26 protein-coding genes are annotated in these 16,064 nt (G+C 40.6%); 18 read left to right on the top strand and 8 right to left on the bottom strand.

The window, feature by feature from the left end:
• Positions 1 to 11: 11 nt before the first annotated feature.
• From G0028_RS16070 to G0028_RS16035, 8 genes are all read right to left on the bottom strand, one after another.
• A complete protein-coding gene (locus tag G0028_RS16070; protein WP_180045011.1) occupies positions 12 to 653 on the bottom strand; it encodes a 3'-5' exonuclease in 642 nt (213 codons plus the stop codon).
• Positions 650 to 1,126 (bottom strand): hypothetical protein, encoded by a 477-nt coding sequence (locus G0028_RS16065; protein WP_180045012.1) that lies wholly within the window; start codon positions 1,124 to 1,126, stop codon positions 650 to 652. Before G0028_RS16065 ends, G0028_RS16070 begins: the two co-directional genes overlap by 4 nt.
• Complete coding sequence (locus G0028_RS16060) at positions 1,116 to 1,412, bottom strand: pyocin activator PrtN family protein (protein ID WP_373686371.1); 297 nt, start codon at positions 1,410 to 1,412, stop codon at positions 1,116 to 1,118. Before G0028_RS16060 ends, G0028_RS16065 begins: the two co-directional genes overlap by 11 nt.
• Entirely contained in the window at positions 1,409 to 1,600 is a 192-nt protein-coding gene (locus G0028_RS16055) for a hypothetical protein (protein ID WP_180031483.1), read from the bottom strand. The genes G0028_RS16060 and G0028_RS16055 overlap by 4 nt, the downstream gene beginning before the upstream one ends.
• A complete protein-coding gene (locus G0028_RS16050; protein WP_164836591.1) occupies positions 1,584 to 1,736 on the bottom strand; it encodes a hypothetical protein in 153 nt (50 codons plus the stop codon). The genes G0028_RS16055 and G0028_RS16050 overlap by 17 nt, the downstream gene beginning before the upstream one ends.
• A complete protein-coding gene (locus G0028_RS16045; protein ID WP_180045013.1) occupies positions 1,733 to 1,960 on the bottom strand; it encodes a hypothetical protein in 228 nt (75 codons plus the stop codon). Before G0028_RS16045 ends, G0028_RS16050 begins: the two co-directional genes overlap by 4 nt.
• Entirely contained in the window at positions 1,957 to 2,274 is a 318-nt protein-coding gene (locus G0028_RS16040; RefSeq protein ID WP_120367364.1) for a hypothetical protein, read from the bottom strand. Before G0028_RS16040 ends, G0028_RS16045 begins: the two co-directional genes overlap by 4 nt.
• A 106-nt stretch (positions 2,275 to 2,380) precedes the next feature.
• Complete coding sequence (locus G0028_RS16035; protein ID WP_180045014.1) at positions 2,381 to 3,022, bottom strand: LexA family protein; 642 nt, start codon at positions 3,020 to 3,022, stop codon at positions 2,381 to 2,383.
• A gap of 97 nt (positions 3,023 to 3,119) precedes the next feature.
• Here G0028_RS16035 and G0028_RS16030 point away from each other — a divergent pair, with 97 nt between their 5' ends.
• The 18 genes from G0028_RS16030 to G0028_RS15945 all read left to right on the top strand — a co-directional run bounded on the left by G0028_RS16030 (position 3,120) and on the right by G0028_RS15945 (position 16,063).
• Positions 3,120 to 3,329: a ribonuclease D gene (locus tag G0028_RS16030; protein ID WP_180045015.1), complete on the top strand. Its 210-nt coding sequence runs from the start codon at positions 3,120 to 3,122 to the stop codon at positions 3,327 to 3,329.
• A 29-nt stretch (positions 3,330 to 3,358) separates the two neighbouring features.
• Positions 3,359 to 3,856, top strand: a complete 498-nt coding sequence (locus tag G0028_RS16025; RefSeq protein WP_180045016.1) for a phage regulatory CII family protein — start codon at positions 3,359 to 3,361, stop codon at positions 3,854 to 3,856.
• Positions 3,856 to 4,815 (top strand): primase-helicase zinc-binding domain-containing protein, encoded by a 960-nt coding sequence (locus tag G0028_RS16020; protein WP_180045017.1) that lies wholly within the window; start codon positions 3,856 to 3,858, stop codon positions 4,813 to 4,815. The genes G0028_RS16025 and G0028_RS16020 overlap by 1 nt, the downstream gene beginning before the upstream one ends.
• Positions 4,812 to 6,560 carry a primase-helicase family protein gene (locus G0028_RS16015; protein ID WP_180045018.1) on the top strand — a complete coding sequence of 583 codons (1,749 nt, stop codon included), beginning with the start codon at positions 4,812 to 4,814 and terminating at the stop codon, positions 6,558 to 6,560. Before G0028_RS16020 ends, G0028_RS16015 begins: the two co-directional genes overlap by 4 nt.
• A gap of 353 nt (positions 6,561 to 6,913) precedes the next feature.
• Positions 6,914 to 7,384, top strand: a complete 471-nt coding sequence (locus G0028_RS16010) for a hypothetical protein (protein WP_180045019.1) — start codon at positions 6,914 to 6,916, stop codon at positions 7,382 to 7,384.
• A gap of 166 nt (positions 7,385 to 7,550) precedes the next feature.
• On the top strand, positions 7,551 to 7,742 hold the full coding sequence (locus G0028_RS16005) for a hypothetical protein (protein ID WP_075167504.1): 192 nt from the start codon (positions 7,551 to 7,553) through the stop codon (positions 7,740 to 7,742).
• Entirely contained in the window at positions 7,717 to 8,304 is a 588-nt protein-coding gene (locus G0028_RS16000; RefSeq protein WP_180045020.1) for an HNH endonuclease signature motif containing protein, read from the top strand. Before G0028_RS16005 ends, G0028_RS16000 begins: the two co-directional genes overlap by 26 nt.
• On the top strand, positions 8,301 to 8,513 hold the full coding sequence (locus G0028_RS15995) for a phosphohistidine phosphatase (RefSeq protein ID WP_180045021.1): 213 nt from the start codon (positions 8,301 to 8,303) through the stop codon (positions 8,511 to 8,513). Before G0028_RS16000 ends, G0028_RS15995 begins: the two co-directional genes overlap by 4 nt.
• Before the next feature lies 1 nt (position 8,514).
• Positions 8,515 to 8,796: a hypothetical protein gene (locus G0028_RS15990; RefSeq protein WP_180045022.1), complete on the top strand. Its 282-nt coding sequence runs from the start codon at positions 8,515 to 8,517 to the stop codon at positions 8,794 to 8,796.
• Between the two features lie 170 nt (positions 8,797 to 8,966).
• Positions 8,967 to 9,395: a P27 family phage terminase small subunit gene (locus G0028_RS15985; protein WP_180045023.1), complete on the top strand. Its 429-nt coding sequence runs from the start codon at positions 8,967 to 8,969 to the stop codon at positions 9,393 to 9,395.
• Positions 9,392 to 11,146, top strand: coding sequence for a terminase large subunit (locus tag G0028_RS15980; protein WP_180045024.1), 1,755 nt, complete (start codon positions 9,392 to 9,394; stop codon positions 11,144 to 11,146). The genes G0028_RS15985 and G0028_RS15980 overlap by 4 nt, the downstream gene beginning before the upstream one ends.
• Positions 11,143 to 12,414 carry a phage portal protein gene (locus G0028_RS15975; protein ID WP_180045025.1) on the top strand — a complete coding sequence of 424 codons (1,272 nt, stop codon included), beginning with the start codon at positions 11,143 to 11,145 and terminating at the stop codon, positions 12,412 to 12,414. Before G0028_RS15980 ends, G0028_RS15975 begins: the two co-directional genes overlap by 4 nt.
• Positions 12,386 to 13,126, top strand: a complete 741-nt coding sequence (locus G0028_RS15970) for an HK97 family phage prohead protease (RefSeq protein ID WP_180045026.1) — start codon at positions 12,386 to 12,388, stop codon at positions 13,124 to 13,126. The genes G0028_RS15975 and G0028_RS15970 overlap by 29 nt, the downstream gene beginning before the upstream one ends.
• Before the next feature lie 70 nt (positions 13,127 to 13,196).
• On the top strand, positions 13,197 to 14,516 hold the full coding sequence (locus G0028_RS15965) for a phage major capsid protein (protein ID WP_180045027.1): 1,320 nt from the start codon (positions 13,197 to 13,199) through the stop codon (positions 14,514 to 14,516).
• A gap of 70 nt (positions 14,517 to 14,586) precedes the next feature.
• Entirely contained in the window at positions 14,587 to 14,883 is a 297-nt protein-coding gene (locus G0028_RS15960) for a head-tail connector protein (RefSeq protein WP_180045028.1), read from the top strand.
• Between the two features lies 1 nt (position 14,884).
• Positions 14,885 to 15,211 carry a phage head-tail adapter protein gene (locus G0028_RS15955; RefSeq protein WP_180045029.1) on the top strand — a complete coding sequence of 109 codons (327 nt, stop codon included), beginning with the start codon at positions 14,885 to 14,887 and terminating at the stop codon, positions 15,209 to 15,211.
• Positions 15,208 to 15,711 (top strand): HK97-gp10 family putative phage morphogenesis protein, encoded by a 504-nt coding sequence (locus G0028_RS15950; RefSeq protein WP_180045030.1) that lies wholly within the window; start codon positions 15,208 to 15,210, stop codon positions 15,709 to 15,711. Before G0028_RS15955 ends, G0028_RS15950 begins: the two co-directional genes overlap by 4 nt.
• The gene (locus tag G0028_RS15945) at positions 15,698 to 16,063 is read left to right on the top strand and encodes a hypothetical protein (protein ID WP_180045031.1); all 366 of its coding nucleotides are present in this window, start codon (positions 15,698 to 15,700) and stop codon (positions 16,061 to 16,063) included. The genes G0028_RS15950 and G0028_RS15945 overlap by 14 nt, the downstream gene beginning before the upstream one ends.
• The last annotated feature ends 1 nt before the right edge of the window (position 16,064 follow it).

Here is a 16,064-nt window from a genome sequence, read left to right as displayed (position 1 = left end):
ACAGTTCCAAATTAAATGTTTACAAAAAGAAATTGGTCGTAGGCTGTGTTTTTCTGCAACAACTTAAATTCTAAATCTGCACAGCTTTGAGAAAGCTCATTAAACGATTGACCTTGTTCAATGAGCTGCTGTTGTTGTTTGGCCTGCTTTCGTTTAATTTTAATAAACTGTTTAGCCTGGTGAATTGCGTCATCGAGTGCGTTGTGGGGCATACCTACAAAATCCAAATCAAATTTAGGAACTGACTTGAGTAGTGTTCTAAAACAAAATTCGTTGTAAAATTCCCACGGGTGTTCTATACCAAAATGATCAAGGGCATTATTGATCCAACGAATATCTGCCAAGGCACCTTTAGACCAAATTTCAGAACACTCATTTAATTCGTAAAATTGGACAAGAGCTTTCAGGGCTTCTTTTATATCTCCCTCACCATTGAACGCATAAGCGCGAGCATCAGGATCTTGTTGATCCCACCAATCAAGTGTGCTTTGACTAACAGTAAAACCTTCTCTAATAGCGGTTTCTTTATCGATAAAGTATTCAAAATAATCTTGAATTTGGTTGTCATCAAAAACTACAGCACCAATACTAAGTAAGACAGGACGTTCACCAATATCTAGGGTTTCGCAATCAACCATTAATTTCCTATTCATGCTGCCAATTCCTTTTTGCGTTTAAAGATTTCTGCTTTGCATTCAATGCAGTGATGTTTTTGGTTTGATTTATAGACTTTGAAAAGTGTTTCTCCATGCTTTAAGCATTTTCCTGTGAAAGTATCTAGGTCTGCTTTCAGTGCCTTATGCTTTTCGTCAAAGTTATATTTTTGACGTTGTTGTTCAGCTGTTAGAGGCTTTTCAATCGTTTTTAAAACAGGACGTTTTTTACTGACTGAGCTTGTCATGGTCTGACGCATGGCATGCTGTGAGCTTGTCATGGTCTGACGCATGGCATGCTGTGAGCTTGTCCATTCCGGCTGTTTTGATTTGTCATTCAGACCTGAATAACCTGTAGGTAATTGATCTGGACACTGTTTTTTTTGCTTGCGCAGGAACCAACGAACTTGAATATCAAGTCGTCTTGATTCAGCTTTTTTGCGCAAAATGTCATGGCTTGAATTAATGTGCATACTGTTCACCATTCATGGCTTTATGATCGTGCTGGGCCAATGCAGTTTGCTGATCGATATACACAGCAAGATCATGCAAATTGACCATCCAAGATGCTTTCTGTTTTTCGCCCAAACGGATCACAGGAAACGGCAATTCTTGTTTCACTGCTTTACGTTTGGCAATTTCGAGTGACATGTGGCTCAAGTAGTCTTCAACCACATTTTCAAGCGGTACCACTGGAGACATGTAGCGCAACACAAGCATCGTGTACGTGTTGATAACTGGAGCAAATTTACCTTTCACTTCAATTCCCCTAGTTCCTTGAAGATACGTTCAGCCGTTTTTACATCAACGGTTGCAGGTACCACATGCTGACCAGGCATGTGAAAAGTAATCACATGCGCACCATTGTTATTACGGATCACCACGTTGTTCACATTGCTGATATTGATAATGTGCTGTGTGTGGTTTAAATCAGTGAATTGCAGCATCGTCGTTCTCCAGCAGCTGCTTCAATGCAGCTTGTTTTCGCTTGAGTTTGAGTTGATGTTCATACGCTTTTAAGACAATAAAAACAGAGAAAACGAACATAAAAGCAATAATGTAAAACGGTGCATATTCGTTCATGACACATACTCCACAGCTTTTAGTGCTGCATTTAAATGTTTTTCTTCATCAGACAAATAGCTCAAATACTCTTCATCAATTTCTTTAAGCATGCATTCGCAGCATTTTGATGGATGATGTTCACAGCCTTCAGGTTCAGGCTGCTCAACTTCAGCAATTAGGCAATGGCAGCACTGTTCATCCGTGAAATTTGGACATTTATTCTGGCATGGGTGCTGATTCATGCTGATTCCTCAATCAATTGAGCACGCATAGCCTTTGCAACGTCATCAAGCCATTTAGCTTTTTCAGTTAAGTCAATAAATTCGAAATTGATCGCAGCATCAATGAATGCATTTGCTTGTGCAATTGCGATTGTAAATTCGTGTTGATTGTTTGATTTGTAGATGCCGTGAATAGCAGTCTGTATCTGTGATACAGCACGTTCTTTGTAGAAATCAAAGTCTTTAATTTGTGGTTGGGCAAAGTCGTCTGCGAGTAGACGACTTAAAATGATTTGATCAAATTGATCAGTTTTTTGAGGATTTGAACTTTTCATAAAATACCTAACTCTGGTTAGCTTGTGTTATTAAGCTAATCTAAGTTAGGTATTTCGTCAATTTAAAAATTACCTAAAGTTAGTTTTGTGTTTTTTATTATTGAATCTAAATGAATTTTTTACTGGCTTCAAATTTACCAACATACTTACCTTTGTATTCACAGTTTTCTTTTAATTCAAGAATATTTGGTTGGAAATTTGGGTTAAGTGCTTGTAAATACATTCTATTATAATCTTTGACTAATGCTTTGAATGTTGCTTCACCATCACATTGAGCAACGATCATTTCACCAGTTTGCACATGCTCAATGTCGACATCGGGGTCAATGCAAACATAGTCACCATCTTTAAAGTGTGGAAAATTGCTAACACCGCGAACAATCATATAAAAACTATTTTTCCCAGCGTTTGGAGGAGCTGGGAGCCATTGATTAATATCGAGTTTACTAACAGCTTGTACATTGGTCCAATTCCCAGCTTGTACGTCTGAAAGCACGGGTAGCATTCTAGTTACGGGTCTGAAGTCAGTGACATTGTTGGTCGACGGGTCTTTGCCATGAAGTAAATATTCAACAGTAGTATCAAGAACAACGGCAAGTTCATGTATGTTTTCTAATTTAGGGGTATTTGTTTCATTCTCCCATTTTAGAACAGATACATCTGAAACACTGATTAACTTGCCTAAGTGTTTTTGGGTAAATTTTTTTTGTTTACGTAACTGTTTGATTCGAGTGCCTATTGTTTCCATGACAGCTCCATATTTAAAAAACTAATCTATGTTAACTATTGACTAACTACTGTTAATCACATTAAATAAACTAACTTGAGTTAGTTTTGGGTGTGCTATGACACGTCAAGAAGCAATTAAATTATTGAACTGCTCTTATTCTGAGTTAGCAGAAAAATTAGGAATCACCACAGCAGCAGTAGCACGTTGGGGAGATGATGTTCATATCCCATCATTCCGTGAGTATCAGATTAGAGAGCTTGCTACCGGGCGAAAACCTTTAGGTATTAAAGAACCTAAGCAAAATGTAGCTCATGCAAATAACTAAAAAAATGAATGAATTGGGAAATTTTAAACATGCAACTTACAAGCACTCAGCGTTTAGAACGTACAGTACTGTCATTGTCTATGGCATTGAAAGCAGCAGTGTATCGCCAAAATGATGATTCAATCATGGCAATTATTGCTGAAAAGAATGGTTTTAATATCAATACATTTCGCAGTTCGTTAAATCCAACGACACCCACGCACAAAGCCAATATTTATCATTTAGAAGCGGTTTTGTCGGAAACTCAAGATGCCCGAATTATGGATAGCATTTGTGCTATTCATGGCAATGCTGCTTGGTTTGAATTGCCGAAACATGAAAATCTAAATATAGCTGATTTTGTGATGAAAATCGGAAAGTTAGCACGTGAACAGGGGGATTTGTCACAATCAATTGCGACTGCAATTGGTGATGGGGATGTTAGTAAAGATGAATTAGCCATTATTCAAAAAGATGTCATGGATCTTATTAGAGTGGCACTAACACTATTGGCTATGGTTGAACAACAGCATGAGCAGGTAGTGTGATGGTGAAACCTAGATTTCAATTGGATGATGTAAAAGCCAAAGCGCAAGGTCTTTGGGCTGATACGATTTTTCCAAGATTCAATATCGATGTGCGATTTAAGAAAAAAACGCCATGTCCAGCCTGCGGTGGCCGTGATCGCTTTCGCTATGACGATAAAAATGGAAATGGTGATTATATCTGTCAGCACTGTGGAGCTGGTGATGGCATCAGTTTAATTCAGAAAGTGACAGGACTGACATTTCCAGAAGCTCTGTCAGAAGTAGCAGCCATCGTTGGTTTAGATGCTACATCCAACATCACTGATGCGGACCGTGAAAAATGGCGTAAAGAACGTGAATTTCGTGAAAAAGAGCAACGTGAACGTGAGCGTAAACGTCAGGAACAAATTGCACGTAAAGCTGACGGTCTATTTCGCAATGCTTATTTGGGCGAATCAAGTCTGTATTTAAAAGACAAACAGGTCGATAAGGATCCCAATATAAAAATCGATCATCACGGCAATCTATTAATTCCTGCCTACGATGAACACGGCAAAATTTGGAATTTGCAGACCATAGAACCTGATGGCACCAAATATTTTATTAAGGGTGATACCAATGATTCAGGCGAATGGGAAGCCGGTGGTGGTCGTATGGGTGGTTTGTTTTTTATGATCGGTGAAGTACAGCCTGATTTGTATGACGCTCACATCATCTGCATCGCTGAAGGTTATGCAACAGGTATGTCTATTCACATGGCAGCCGGTCATCCTGTGGCGCTGTCCTTTGTCGCAAATAATTTACCCAAAGTTGGTGCCGCATTACGCAGAAAATATCCAAAAGCAGTGTTTGTCTACTGCGCTGATGATGACAGTGCTAAAGAAGATACAGGCATTAAGTATGCCCAAGAAGCACAATCAATTACAGGTGGCATAGTGATTTTGCCTGATTTTACGCAAGTTCAGGAGTCTATCGCATGAATTCCAAAGCTTATACAGACTTCAATGATTTGCATGTTGTTTGCGGGTTAGAAGAGGTAAGCAAACAGATTAATTCTGCTATTTCTTCTTTGCAGTTTTCCCCCGAACCCCCAATAAATGAAGCCCACAATTTTCAGGGTCAAACATTGGATGAAATGGAAAGTAATGCTGTTTGTGAAGGGGTGCAGGGGAGTATTTCGCAGGAAAATGATGCACCTGCGGAAAATAAGCAGAAACCTGAAATTAATGAGGTTTTACTGCAAGGTTATTTGAATCGTTATTTTTTAGTTGAAGGTAAAACTGAAATTTGGGATAGCGAACAAAAAACAGTAATGAAAAAAACTGCTTTTATCGCACTGATTAGTCAAAAGTATTTCAAGCTATGGTCCGCTAAACGTCAAGTGATTTCGCAGGATGTGTTCCGCAATCACATGGACGAAGCCAATACAGCGACTATTCAAGAATTATTGGATAACTTTGTCGTTTTGGCGGGTACACAAGAATCATGGAATATTAATCGTCGTGAACGTTGGCTGAACAAAGCAATCAAAGAGGCATATCCAAATATCTTTGATTTATGGTTTAAGTCTCCAGTGCGTAAACAAATCTATCACCGTAATTTGATCTTTGATCCGACTTGCTCCCATGACTTAGATGAAAATTATATCAATATGTTTAATGGATTGCCGTTGGATGTATTACGCGATGCGAATGGTACTCAAATCTCTGTACAGGATGCTGCAAAAATGTGTCCTGGTATTATTAGTTTGATTCATCATTTATGCAGTCATGAAAAAGAAGCGGTGATGTTCCTGCTCAAATGGTTAGCTTATCCGCTTCAGAATATGGGTGGAAAAATGGCGACTTGTGTACTCATGCATGGTGATACTCAAGGCGCGGGTAAATCATTATTGTTCGGTAAAATCTTTAAAAAGATTTATGGAGACTATCACACAACTGTTGGCCAACAGCAGCTGGATTCTAACTATAATGAATGGATTGAAAATAAACTTTTCGGTTTGTTTGAGGAAATTGTAGATAACAAGAAAAAGCATAACGTGATGGGGATGATTAAGCATTTGATCACTGGTGAGACTTTGTATGTCAGTAAAAAGTTTGTTAGTGGTTGGGAAATGGATAATCACTTAAACACAGTGTTTTTATCTAACAATACGCAGCCATTGCCTATTGAAGAAAAAGACAGACGCTTCCTTGTCCTTAATCCGACTAAAGCTTTGGAAGGTAAATTGTATGAAGCAGTGATGCAAGAAATCAATTCTGAAGGTATTCGTGCTTTCTTCACTGTGCTCATGGGTATGGATCTAGCTGATTTTAATGGTCACACAAAGCCACCAATGACCAAGGCTAAAAAAGCTTTGATTGACTATTCACGTCCAGGCTTCGATACGTTCTATACGGATTGGAAAAATGGCGAGACGAAGTATCCGTTTATCTCGTGCAAATCCGAACAGCTCTATCAAGCATTTATTCAATGGACTAAAAAGACAGGTGAGCATCCAATCAGTATGAAGCGATTCATAGGAGAAGGGCGCAAGCACGGCTTTATACCGAGTGAAAAAGCCAAGCATTGGAAGGGGATGAAGAAGAGTGGCCAGAATAAAATTATTATTATTGGAGTTAAGCCAGATGACAAGAAAGAGCAGGATTGGTTGGGGTTGCAAGTTGAAGAATTTCAAGATAGTCTCGATGGTATTCCTGAGGTTACAGGTTATGGCAATAACTAAAATAAGCCAAAAATGTGAACCATGTGAACCATCATGTGAACCATTTTGCAACAATGGTTCACACGCTAAAATACTGAAATCATTAAGTAATTATGCCCATGTGAATGATGTGAACCATTTGCATGCGCGCGCGCGCGTAGAGAAAATTTCACTTTTATGTTTTTCCGTCCTTAAAAACACGAAAAAACGAATTTTTCTCACACGGGAGAAAACACAAAAACCATTCACATCATTCACATTTTTTAAAAATGCTTTTAAAGCATTAATAATTAATAAGAATTTATGTGAACCTTTTTTGATTAATCATTCACACATCATTCACATCATTCACAAAATTTAAAAAGGACAACAAAATGGAAAAATATTTACGATTGTTAAATCCTAAAACTACAAATTTTGATGCAATTGGTGGTGGTAGTCATGGTTCAATCACAGCTCAGGATGTATGTGTGGCAATGAGTTATGCCAAACTCACACCACTCCAAGATAATTTGGTGCGCATGAAGTGCCTAGGTGCGAACTCAATTGAGAATATTGAAGAGTTTGCTACGGTACTTTTGGGTAAGTATGATACTCGGCTAATGAATGCAGGCTTGGCGAATAGGTATCACTTGGTGGTTATTCGTGTTGCCCTTATTGAGTTTTGTAAAGTTCCAGCCAACTACAAGCCAACTGAGCGAAATCGTGAGGTTCTTTCGGGTTTTAGCGATTCAACTGTGCGAAAGCATCTCGCTAAACATATCGATGCAATTCTTGAAGACTTTCAGGATGAATATGAGTTAAGCGAAGAAAAGATATTTTTTCAGCTTAATAAAACTAACTAAAAATTAGTTATTGACACAAAAGCAAACTTAGGTTAATTTTTCCCACAATGCAAAACTGTATTTAAAGCGCTGTAAGTTCTTAAGAGTCTCTCCCCAGAGGCTCTTTTTTTATGGCTGTATGTCAGGCGCGGGGCAGGGCATACAGTCTTTTTTTAAGGATGACCGCATGGCAAACAATCAGATGATCGTTCGCATCTCAGTTCAGATGCCTAAACGTCGAATGGTATTGCTCACAGCGCTTCATGCAGTGGACAAGATCATTCAACTGAAAGCAACACAGAAACTGCGTGAATTAATTATTAAACGTTCCATCAAAGTTACTCCGGTGAAACATGAACAAAGCACCACAGAAAGCTAAGCGTCCATGTCTATCATCGGGCTGTAAAGACTTTGCATCGAACAAAGGATATTGCAACAAACATCAGAGCCGAGTGAAGCAACGTGATCGTGATCGCGGGACTGCACATCAACGTGGCTATGATGCCGAGTGGAAAAAACATCGTGACCAATTCTTGTCGGAACATCCACTGTGTGTTGAGTGTCGTCGCAAAGGTTACGTGATGCCGGCAACGGTGGTCGATCACATCATTCCACACAAGGGCGATAAGGATCTGTTCTGGAACAAATCAAACTGGCAACCGTTATGTGAAACACACCATAACATCAAGACTGCATCAGAAGATCGCGGGGCTTGGATGCCAGTGACAACCAAGGCAGTGAATGATCCAGATCGTAAGAGTCCATTCAAAGTTGGTGATGTATTGACGATTACAAATGATGTGATCCTCAGCCGACTTGGTTGTACTGATCAGGATCAATGGGAAGTACTCGATGTGATTAATGAAAAGATTCTTGAAGTATCTAGTGGCATGAAGATACAGCAGCTGCATTTTTCACATTTCAAGCGAGTTGATCAATGAGAGAAATTATTTTACTTGGTGACTCTGTTGTCTACCGTGATGACATCAAAGGATTCGATGATGTTGGTGTGGTTATTCAAGCAGGTTCAAGCCTTCATGTACTTTGGAGTGGTGAGGCTCACCATCGAGTAGAAAACTATGATCGTCTGCGTCCTGCAAGGCTTGATGAAGTTGATGCACAGTGTCGAATGGTAAGAAAGGATATTTAAAATGCGTTATCAAACAATAGTCAAGTCGGTGTTTGCTTTACCAGTTAAAGAAATTATTGAACTCACACAGACTGATTTTAAAAGATTACCAGTTTGGTTTAAGAAACATTATCAAGCTGGAAATATTGCAATCGGATCAAACAAAATAATTTGTGAAAATGATCATTGGCGTTTTGAAGCTGGCTTAGATGATTATTTGATTCGTGATGATAAGAATCAACTTGATTCAATGAAAGCTGTAGCTTTTCATGAAATGTTTGAAGATCCATTTACAAAAAAATAGGGGATATGGGGTCAAAAGTCAAAACCGACCTCCCGATAAAGACCGCCCCCCCATGAAATTTTCTCTCCGCGAGAAAAAATCAAAAGGGAGGGGGGTATCAGAGGTGATTTATGACTGATAAAGATTTCACATTTCGCAGTGGATCAGATCTGCTGCAACCGAAAGTAGCAGTGAAGGCGAAAATCCCGCCTAAGCCTGCAGGCTTGACCAAAGTTGCAAATGCAGTTTGGGAAGAGTTAGGACCTAAACTTGTTGAAGTTGGTCTGCTTAGTGAAGTGGATGGGGCAGCGTTTACATTGCTCTGCCGAAATATTTCTGACTATGAACAGGTCTTGGCCAAGCTACAGACCGTCGATGACTTCGTTGATGAGACACCAAATAAATTTAAGGTCCAATCAGTGTGGTTCACATTACGGAACCGACTGCATGATGACATTTTGCGTCTAGCCAAAGAGTTTGGTCTGACTCCAGCTTCTCGCAGTGGTATGCGGGGTGCTCAGACGGATCAAAGTCAACAGCTTGGACTTCCACTTGATGGTGCTCAGCCACAAAAGCCTGAAGGTGCTTATAGTGGTTTTTCTGTGCGTAGAAAATCATGAATGAACGAAATTACTTAGAAATCATGCACCAGTACTGCAAAGATGTGCAGTCTGGTATACGAATTGCGGGAAAATTTGAAAAATTAGCGGTAAAACGCTTTCTGAATGATCTAAAACGTCAAGAAAATGATCCTGAATTTCCTTATTCGTTCAATGAAGAACGTTTAAATCATGTGTGCTCGTTCATTGAATCATTGCACCATGTCAAAGGGAAGTTAGCGCGTAAGCATTTTATTCTTGATCCTTGGCAGGTTTTTGTCGTTGGCAATATCTTTGGCTGGGAAGATCATGACGGTATTCGTCGTTTTACCGATGCCTATATCGAGATTTCTAAGAAAAACGGCAAATCCACACTTGCTGCTGCCATTGGTTTGTATATGACGGTGGCTGATGGTGAGGTGGGGGCTGAAGTTTATGCAGCAGCTGCCAACTATGACCAGGCTAAAATCGTTTGGGAAGATGCCAAACAGATGGTGCTTTTCAATCCAGAGCTTCAGGCGCATTTTGGCGTGGCAACGACTCAGTATGAAATTCGAGTCGGTGATGACAACTCCAAGTTCAAGCCATTAGCAACGGATAAAGACGGCAGTAAGGATGGTAAAAACGTTCATTGCGGCATTTTAGATGAAATCCATGCCCATAAGGATTCTGATACTTACGACATTATTGCCGATGGTGTCATTGCCCGTACTGAGCCTTTGATTTTAGGGATTACCACAGCAGGCAGTAGCAAAATCGGTGTCTGTTGGCGTGAGCGTTGCAAGGTCGTCGATATTCTGTACGGCAAAGATAAGTTGGAGCGTTATTTCGGGATTATTTTTACCATTGATAAGAATGATGATTGGCGAAATCCTGACGTTTGGCCAAAAGCCAATCCAAGTATGGGTATTGCTTTTGACAATGGGTACCTGAAAGACAAATACAGCAAGATCAAAACAGCAGCTGAAGAAAGCCGATTCAGACAGAAAAGTTTGAACGAATGGGTTCAAGGTGCAGACAGCTGGATTGCTTCCAGTGAATGGGAGTTGCTGGCAGATCCGAACGTCACTGAAGAACAATTCAAAGGCTGTATTGGTTTTGGTGGTGGTGACTTGGCAAGCAAATTGGACTTGGCAGGTTTTGTGAAATGGCACCCGAAATTGATCAATGGTCGTGTGCATTGGTATCTGTTTACTCGCCAATATATCAATGAGCATGTCGTAAATCAAAGACGGCAAACGGATGGTCAGAAACGTCCAGATGAATATTTAGATTGGGTTGAAAGTGGCCATTTAATTGAGACACCAGGAAACGTCACCAGTTTTAATCAGATCAATGAAGATATCGTGGACAGTCATGCCCAAGCGCCTTTTTATGAGTTCGGATTTGACCCGTTTAATGCATCTCAATTTGCTGAAGATTTGATCTTGCATGGAATTGATGCAGTTGAGGTCCGTCAGCAGGTCAATCCTTTAAGTATTGGCATGCGCTGGATGGAGGAGTTGATCCGTGATGGGCGACTGCATCATGACGGCAATCCTGTACTGCAATGGTGTATTTGCAACATTGAAGTTAAAGAAGACAACAACAACAACATTTTTCCACGTAAGCCTGACAAGGCACGAAAAATTGATGCTGGTGTGGCTGCCATTATTGGTGCTACACGGGCAATGCTTTGGGATAAGTTGGACGTTTTCGATTTGGTGCCAGGTGAAGAAGATGGAAACATTGATGACTGGTTGAATGACATGATTAAGGTAGCGAAGCGATGAGTAAAAAGCGCGATAAAGTGAAAATTCGTGATAAAACCAATCGCGATAAGCTGAAGGTTCGGGGAACTGGACCAATGCAAGACAAAACGGGGACTGTCATTTGGGATCGTCCCCGTTCTAGTTTTAAAACAGCGAAGCCTGTGACATTCGACAGTGCGATGACGCTCAGTGCTGTATTTGCCTGTGTAAAAATCCTGACTGAATCTGTGGCCACCTTGCCTTTGCAGATGTACAAGCTCAATGCTGATGGTACACGTACTCAAGTTAAAGATCATGATGTGATTCGGCTGCTATATAACAAGCCGAACCGATACCAGACACGGGTTGAATTTTTTGAACAGTTAATGCTGAACCTCGTTGCCGGTAATGCATACGTCAAAAAGGATTATTCGGGCAAAAAGCTAGTCAGTCTGCAAGTCATCAACTCAGGATCTGTGGACCCAAGTATTCAAGAAAATGGTACGCCTTTGTATAAATGCAAGATTGGCAATAAAACCTATGAATACAGTGACAAAGAAATTTGGCATATCAAATTATTTGGCACTGGCTTTGTAGGGATGTCGCCTATTGCATACGGTGCGCAATCGATTGGCGTTGGTCTTGCTGGTGTCGATAAAACATCGCGTCTAATGTCAAACGGTGCTAAGCCGACAGGGGCATTGAAAACTGAAAAATATCTGAAAAAAGAACAGCGTGATGCGCTGCGTGGTGAATTGGATATTTTGATCAATGGTGATGATGGTGATTTGGCAGTACTCGAAGGCAATATGCAATTCGAGCAAATTAGCTTAACGCCTGAAGACCTTGAGTTGATTGAAATTCGCAGATTATCAGTCGAAGAATCTTGTCGTTATTTTGGTGTCAATCCAATTCTGATTTTCAGTACTGATTCTAGTACGACTTGGGGTAGTGGTATCGAACAATTGGTCGATGGATTCCATAAATTTGGATTGCGTCCTTATCTGGAGCGTATTGAAGAAAGTGCGCGGATTCATCTATTGCAAAGGCATGAATGGGATGAATATGAGTTCGAATTTAAGACAAAAGACTTGTTGAGAGCTTCTTATCTTGAGCGGATTAAGTCGAATAAAGATCGAATCCTGTCAGGTCAAGCGAGTCCGTATCAAATCCAAATGGAAGAAGGGGAAGTCGCCTATAAAAACTCTGACTTTATTTTGGTTCCTGTGAATATGACTACTGCCGAACGAATGAAAGAAGGCAATTATGGAGCGAAAGCTGATGAATCAAAACCTGCTAGTACGGAATAAAGTACTGCCAAATTTGCCGAAAGTTCAATGTCGGCGCATGCCAATTACTGTGGATAACTGTCGATTTATCAACAAAGATGAAAAGACAGGTGTGGTAAAGATTAGCGGTTACGCTGTCAAATGGGATTCAGTCAATTATTACGGTGAAAAATTCGTTCGTGGTGCCTTTGCTGAAGTTTGTGCAGCATTTGCAGCTGGTACGAAGAAAGTTCACTGCTATTACAACCACGGTTGGCGCCTGTATTACGTTGATTCCCGTATGGGGATGCGTGTCGGCAAAATCACGGTCTTAAAAGAAGATGAAGAAGGTCTATATCTTGAGATCGAACTGACACCAGGACTAGCAATCGCTCAAGATGTGGCAGCAATGGTCCTGCATGGCACGATTGACGGATTTTCGATTGCATTCTATCCACCGACATCGATGGATATGGAAGATAAAGGCACTTATATCGAAATTAAACGTGCTGATATTTATGAAATCAGTATCGTGGATGAGCCAGCCGACAGTGCAGCACGAATTATCAGTGAAGAGGCAATTGAAGCAATTCAATCGGCAGATGATGCTGAAGAATTATTGCGATCCGTTGGTCTTGTTGGTGATTATGCCAAAAAGCTGATGGCTCGACTGTCTGGTATTCAACAGCCTGAATCAACTCCACCAAATGCTGAACCTGTTAAAGATCCTTTCGAGTTTCTTGACACCGTATAAAGCAATTTTTTTTAAACATGACCCGCTCTAAATAGGCGGGTTTTTCATTTTCTATGCATGGAAAAAAATTATGAACGCACTACCAAAAACTGCTATCGCATTGGCTTTGGCAACTGCAGCAACACAACAGGCTCAACCTTTATCAAATTTGCAAACTCGTGATACTTCACAGCTTGACACACTGGCACTTCAACTCCGTGACCGTGTTGGTCAAATCGATAAACTACTTGAACGTTACAAAGACAAACTTGAAGCACTTGATGGTTTGCCAGATGACCTAAAAACAGATTTAGAAAATCGTTCGAAAGAAGTCGCTCGACTCACAGGTGAAATTGAAGAAATTCAGCAGCAACTGGTCGATGGTGTTCATGAGCGTAGCAAGTCTGAACAAGACACCATTGCAGCAGCTCTGATCCGCAACAAGGATGCGGTTGAATTTGCCAAAACAATGGCAACTCGTTCAGGCAAGAAAAAAGAATCAGTGGTCTTTGAAGGGATCAATGCACGTAACGTCATCACCTTGGCAGGCTTAGGTACTAATGGATCGTTGGCAAAAAATGATGTGTCTCGTACATCATTCCAAGCACCTTTATCAGTGATTGATTTGATCAACTGGGGTTCAGCTGATGGTGATGTGGCTGTATTCCTGCGTGAATCTGCTTTCGAAATCATGGCTGATATTGCGCCTGAAAACACGGACAAAAAAGAGTCTAATCTTCAGTTTGGTCCTGTTCAGTTGAATATCGGTACGATTGCACACTGGATTCGTGCATCTAAGCAAGTTTTGGCAGATATGACATGGCTTGCAAACTACATCGAAACTCGTATGACATACGGTGTACGTTTGAAGCTTGAATATTTTGTCGTTAATGGTCATACACCAACATCACAGAATCCAAAATGCTTCAGTGGTCTGCTTGAAGAAGACAACTATGTTGAAATCACTGCAGAAGCAGATGCAACAGCAATTGATGTATTGAACCAAGCGAAATATAAAGCCGCTGATTCATATCTTTTACCTGACAGCATTATTTTAAACCCAGAAGATTGGGGCAAAATTGAGCGTATCAAAGGTGAAGATGGCCATTATGTATTTGGCGCACCTGGTGCAGCGGTTCAGCCAGTACTTTGGGGCGTGCCTGTTGTTTTCGCAGCTTCAATGCCTAAAGGTAAATATTGGGTAGGTAATTTAGCAATTGGTTTTGACGGTTTAATTCGTGAAGATGTTGCTGTGACTGTATCAACAGAAGATGGCAATAACGTCACCAAAAACTTAGTCACTATTTTGGCAGAAATGCGTGCATCTGGTGCTGTCGTATTACCTGATGCCTGCGTTGCTGGTGATTTACCTGAAATCCCTGCAGTAACGCCTCCAGTCGGTGAAGGCTAATTTCTGAAATAAAAAGCACCCTACGGGGTGCTTTTTTTAACTCTTTTCATGTCGCAAAAAGGCTATTTTTATGAGTGATTTAATTGACCCCAACATTGTCAAAAAGCAGTTACGTGTCCTGCATAACCGTGATGATGATTACATCGGATTACTCACAAAAGCAGCTTTAAAACATATTCAAAATTTCTTAGATCGGCCACTTGAAGAAGTGACGGTCAATGGTGAATTGCATGAAGATTTGACCATTGCTGCCTTATTGATCATCACTGATATGTATGAGAATAGAGCAGCTCAAACTGAAGTCAATTTGTATGTCAACCAAGCAGTTGAAATGTACATGCTGCCATACCGAAAAATGGGGGTGTGACATGCAATCAGGTGATTTAGACCATTTATACGAAGTACTGCAACGTACTGAACAAAAAGACAGTGCAGGTCAAAAAAAGTGGGTATGGAACAAGATCGGTGAATTTTACGGTGGTGAAGTACCTGTCAGTACTTCAGCATTTTCATCATCTGGTGCAATGGGATCGGCTTTAGTCGTTCAGATCAATTACCGACCTGAAGATTTTCCAGACTTGTTGCCTGTACATCAGTTACGTGATGCAGACAGCCAAAACATTTATGCGATTACGGGTATTTTGCCTGTCAGTCGTGCTAAGCATCGAATTATGTGTGCGGTAGGGAAAATATGATTAATTCGTCTGTGGAAGTTGAAGGCTTAGACGATCTGACAGAAAAGTTGGAAGGTCTAGTCAATCTAGCGAAGCAGACGAGTGTAACGCAATCCGTTTGCCGATTCGCTTTAAAAGAATTGCATGCCGATGTGGTCGCAGATGCACCACGGGCAGAGGAAGCATATTACCGATATTCACGGGGATCTGCTCGATCACGTAGGCGTGGCAATCCGCAAAATTCAAGACGATTGGTTCAACCAGGTACGCTTCAGGAATCAATCAAATTTAAGCGGATTAAATTGCCTAAAAGTGTCGGTGTCGGCATTTATGTCACCAATAAAGCCTTTTATTGGCTATTTATTGAGTATGGAACACCTCACATGGCAGCAGACCCATTCTTGCGCAATAACTTTGATGGCCAAAAACAACGTGTCGTCGAACGATTTAAAACCAGTTATGCAAGACGTATTAAAGCCATTATTAAAAAACAGCAGGTGAATGCAGATGCTGGCGATTGAAATTTGTAATGTCCTGCTGAGTGGTGCTGGATTTAAGTGTGGACCTGCACCCATTACTGCAGGTGAAGACCTGACAGATGGCTATGTCACCTTTCAGGACATCAGCACGGTACCGCAAAACGATGTAACAGGTTGGACGGGTATTGATTATGTCCGCATGCAAGTGAATGTCTATCATCATGAAAAATTGAAAGCATCACAGCGTGCCAATCAAATTAAGAAATTATTTTCAAAACAGAATCCGTACTGTGAATGCACGCCAGCTGGTGAGCGTGGATCACATGATACTGAAACCTTGCTGCACTGTCAGCAAATCGATTTTTACATGACTCAATCTGATAACAGTTGTTAGG

The organism is Acinetobacter piscicola (assembly GCF_015218165.1).
In the GTDB taxonomy this organism is placed as follows: domain Bacteria; phylum Pseudomonadota; class Gammaproteobacteria; order Pseudomonadales; family Moraxellaceae; genus Acinetobacter; species Acinetobacter piscicola_A.
The sequence above is the reverse complement of the archived record's forward strand: the minus strand, read 5'-3'. Positions and strand labels throughout refer to the sequence as shown.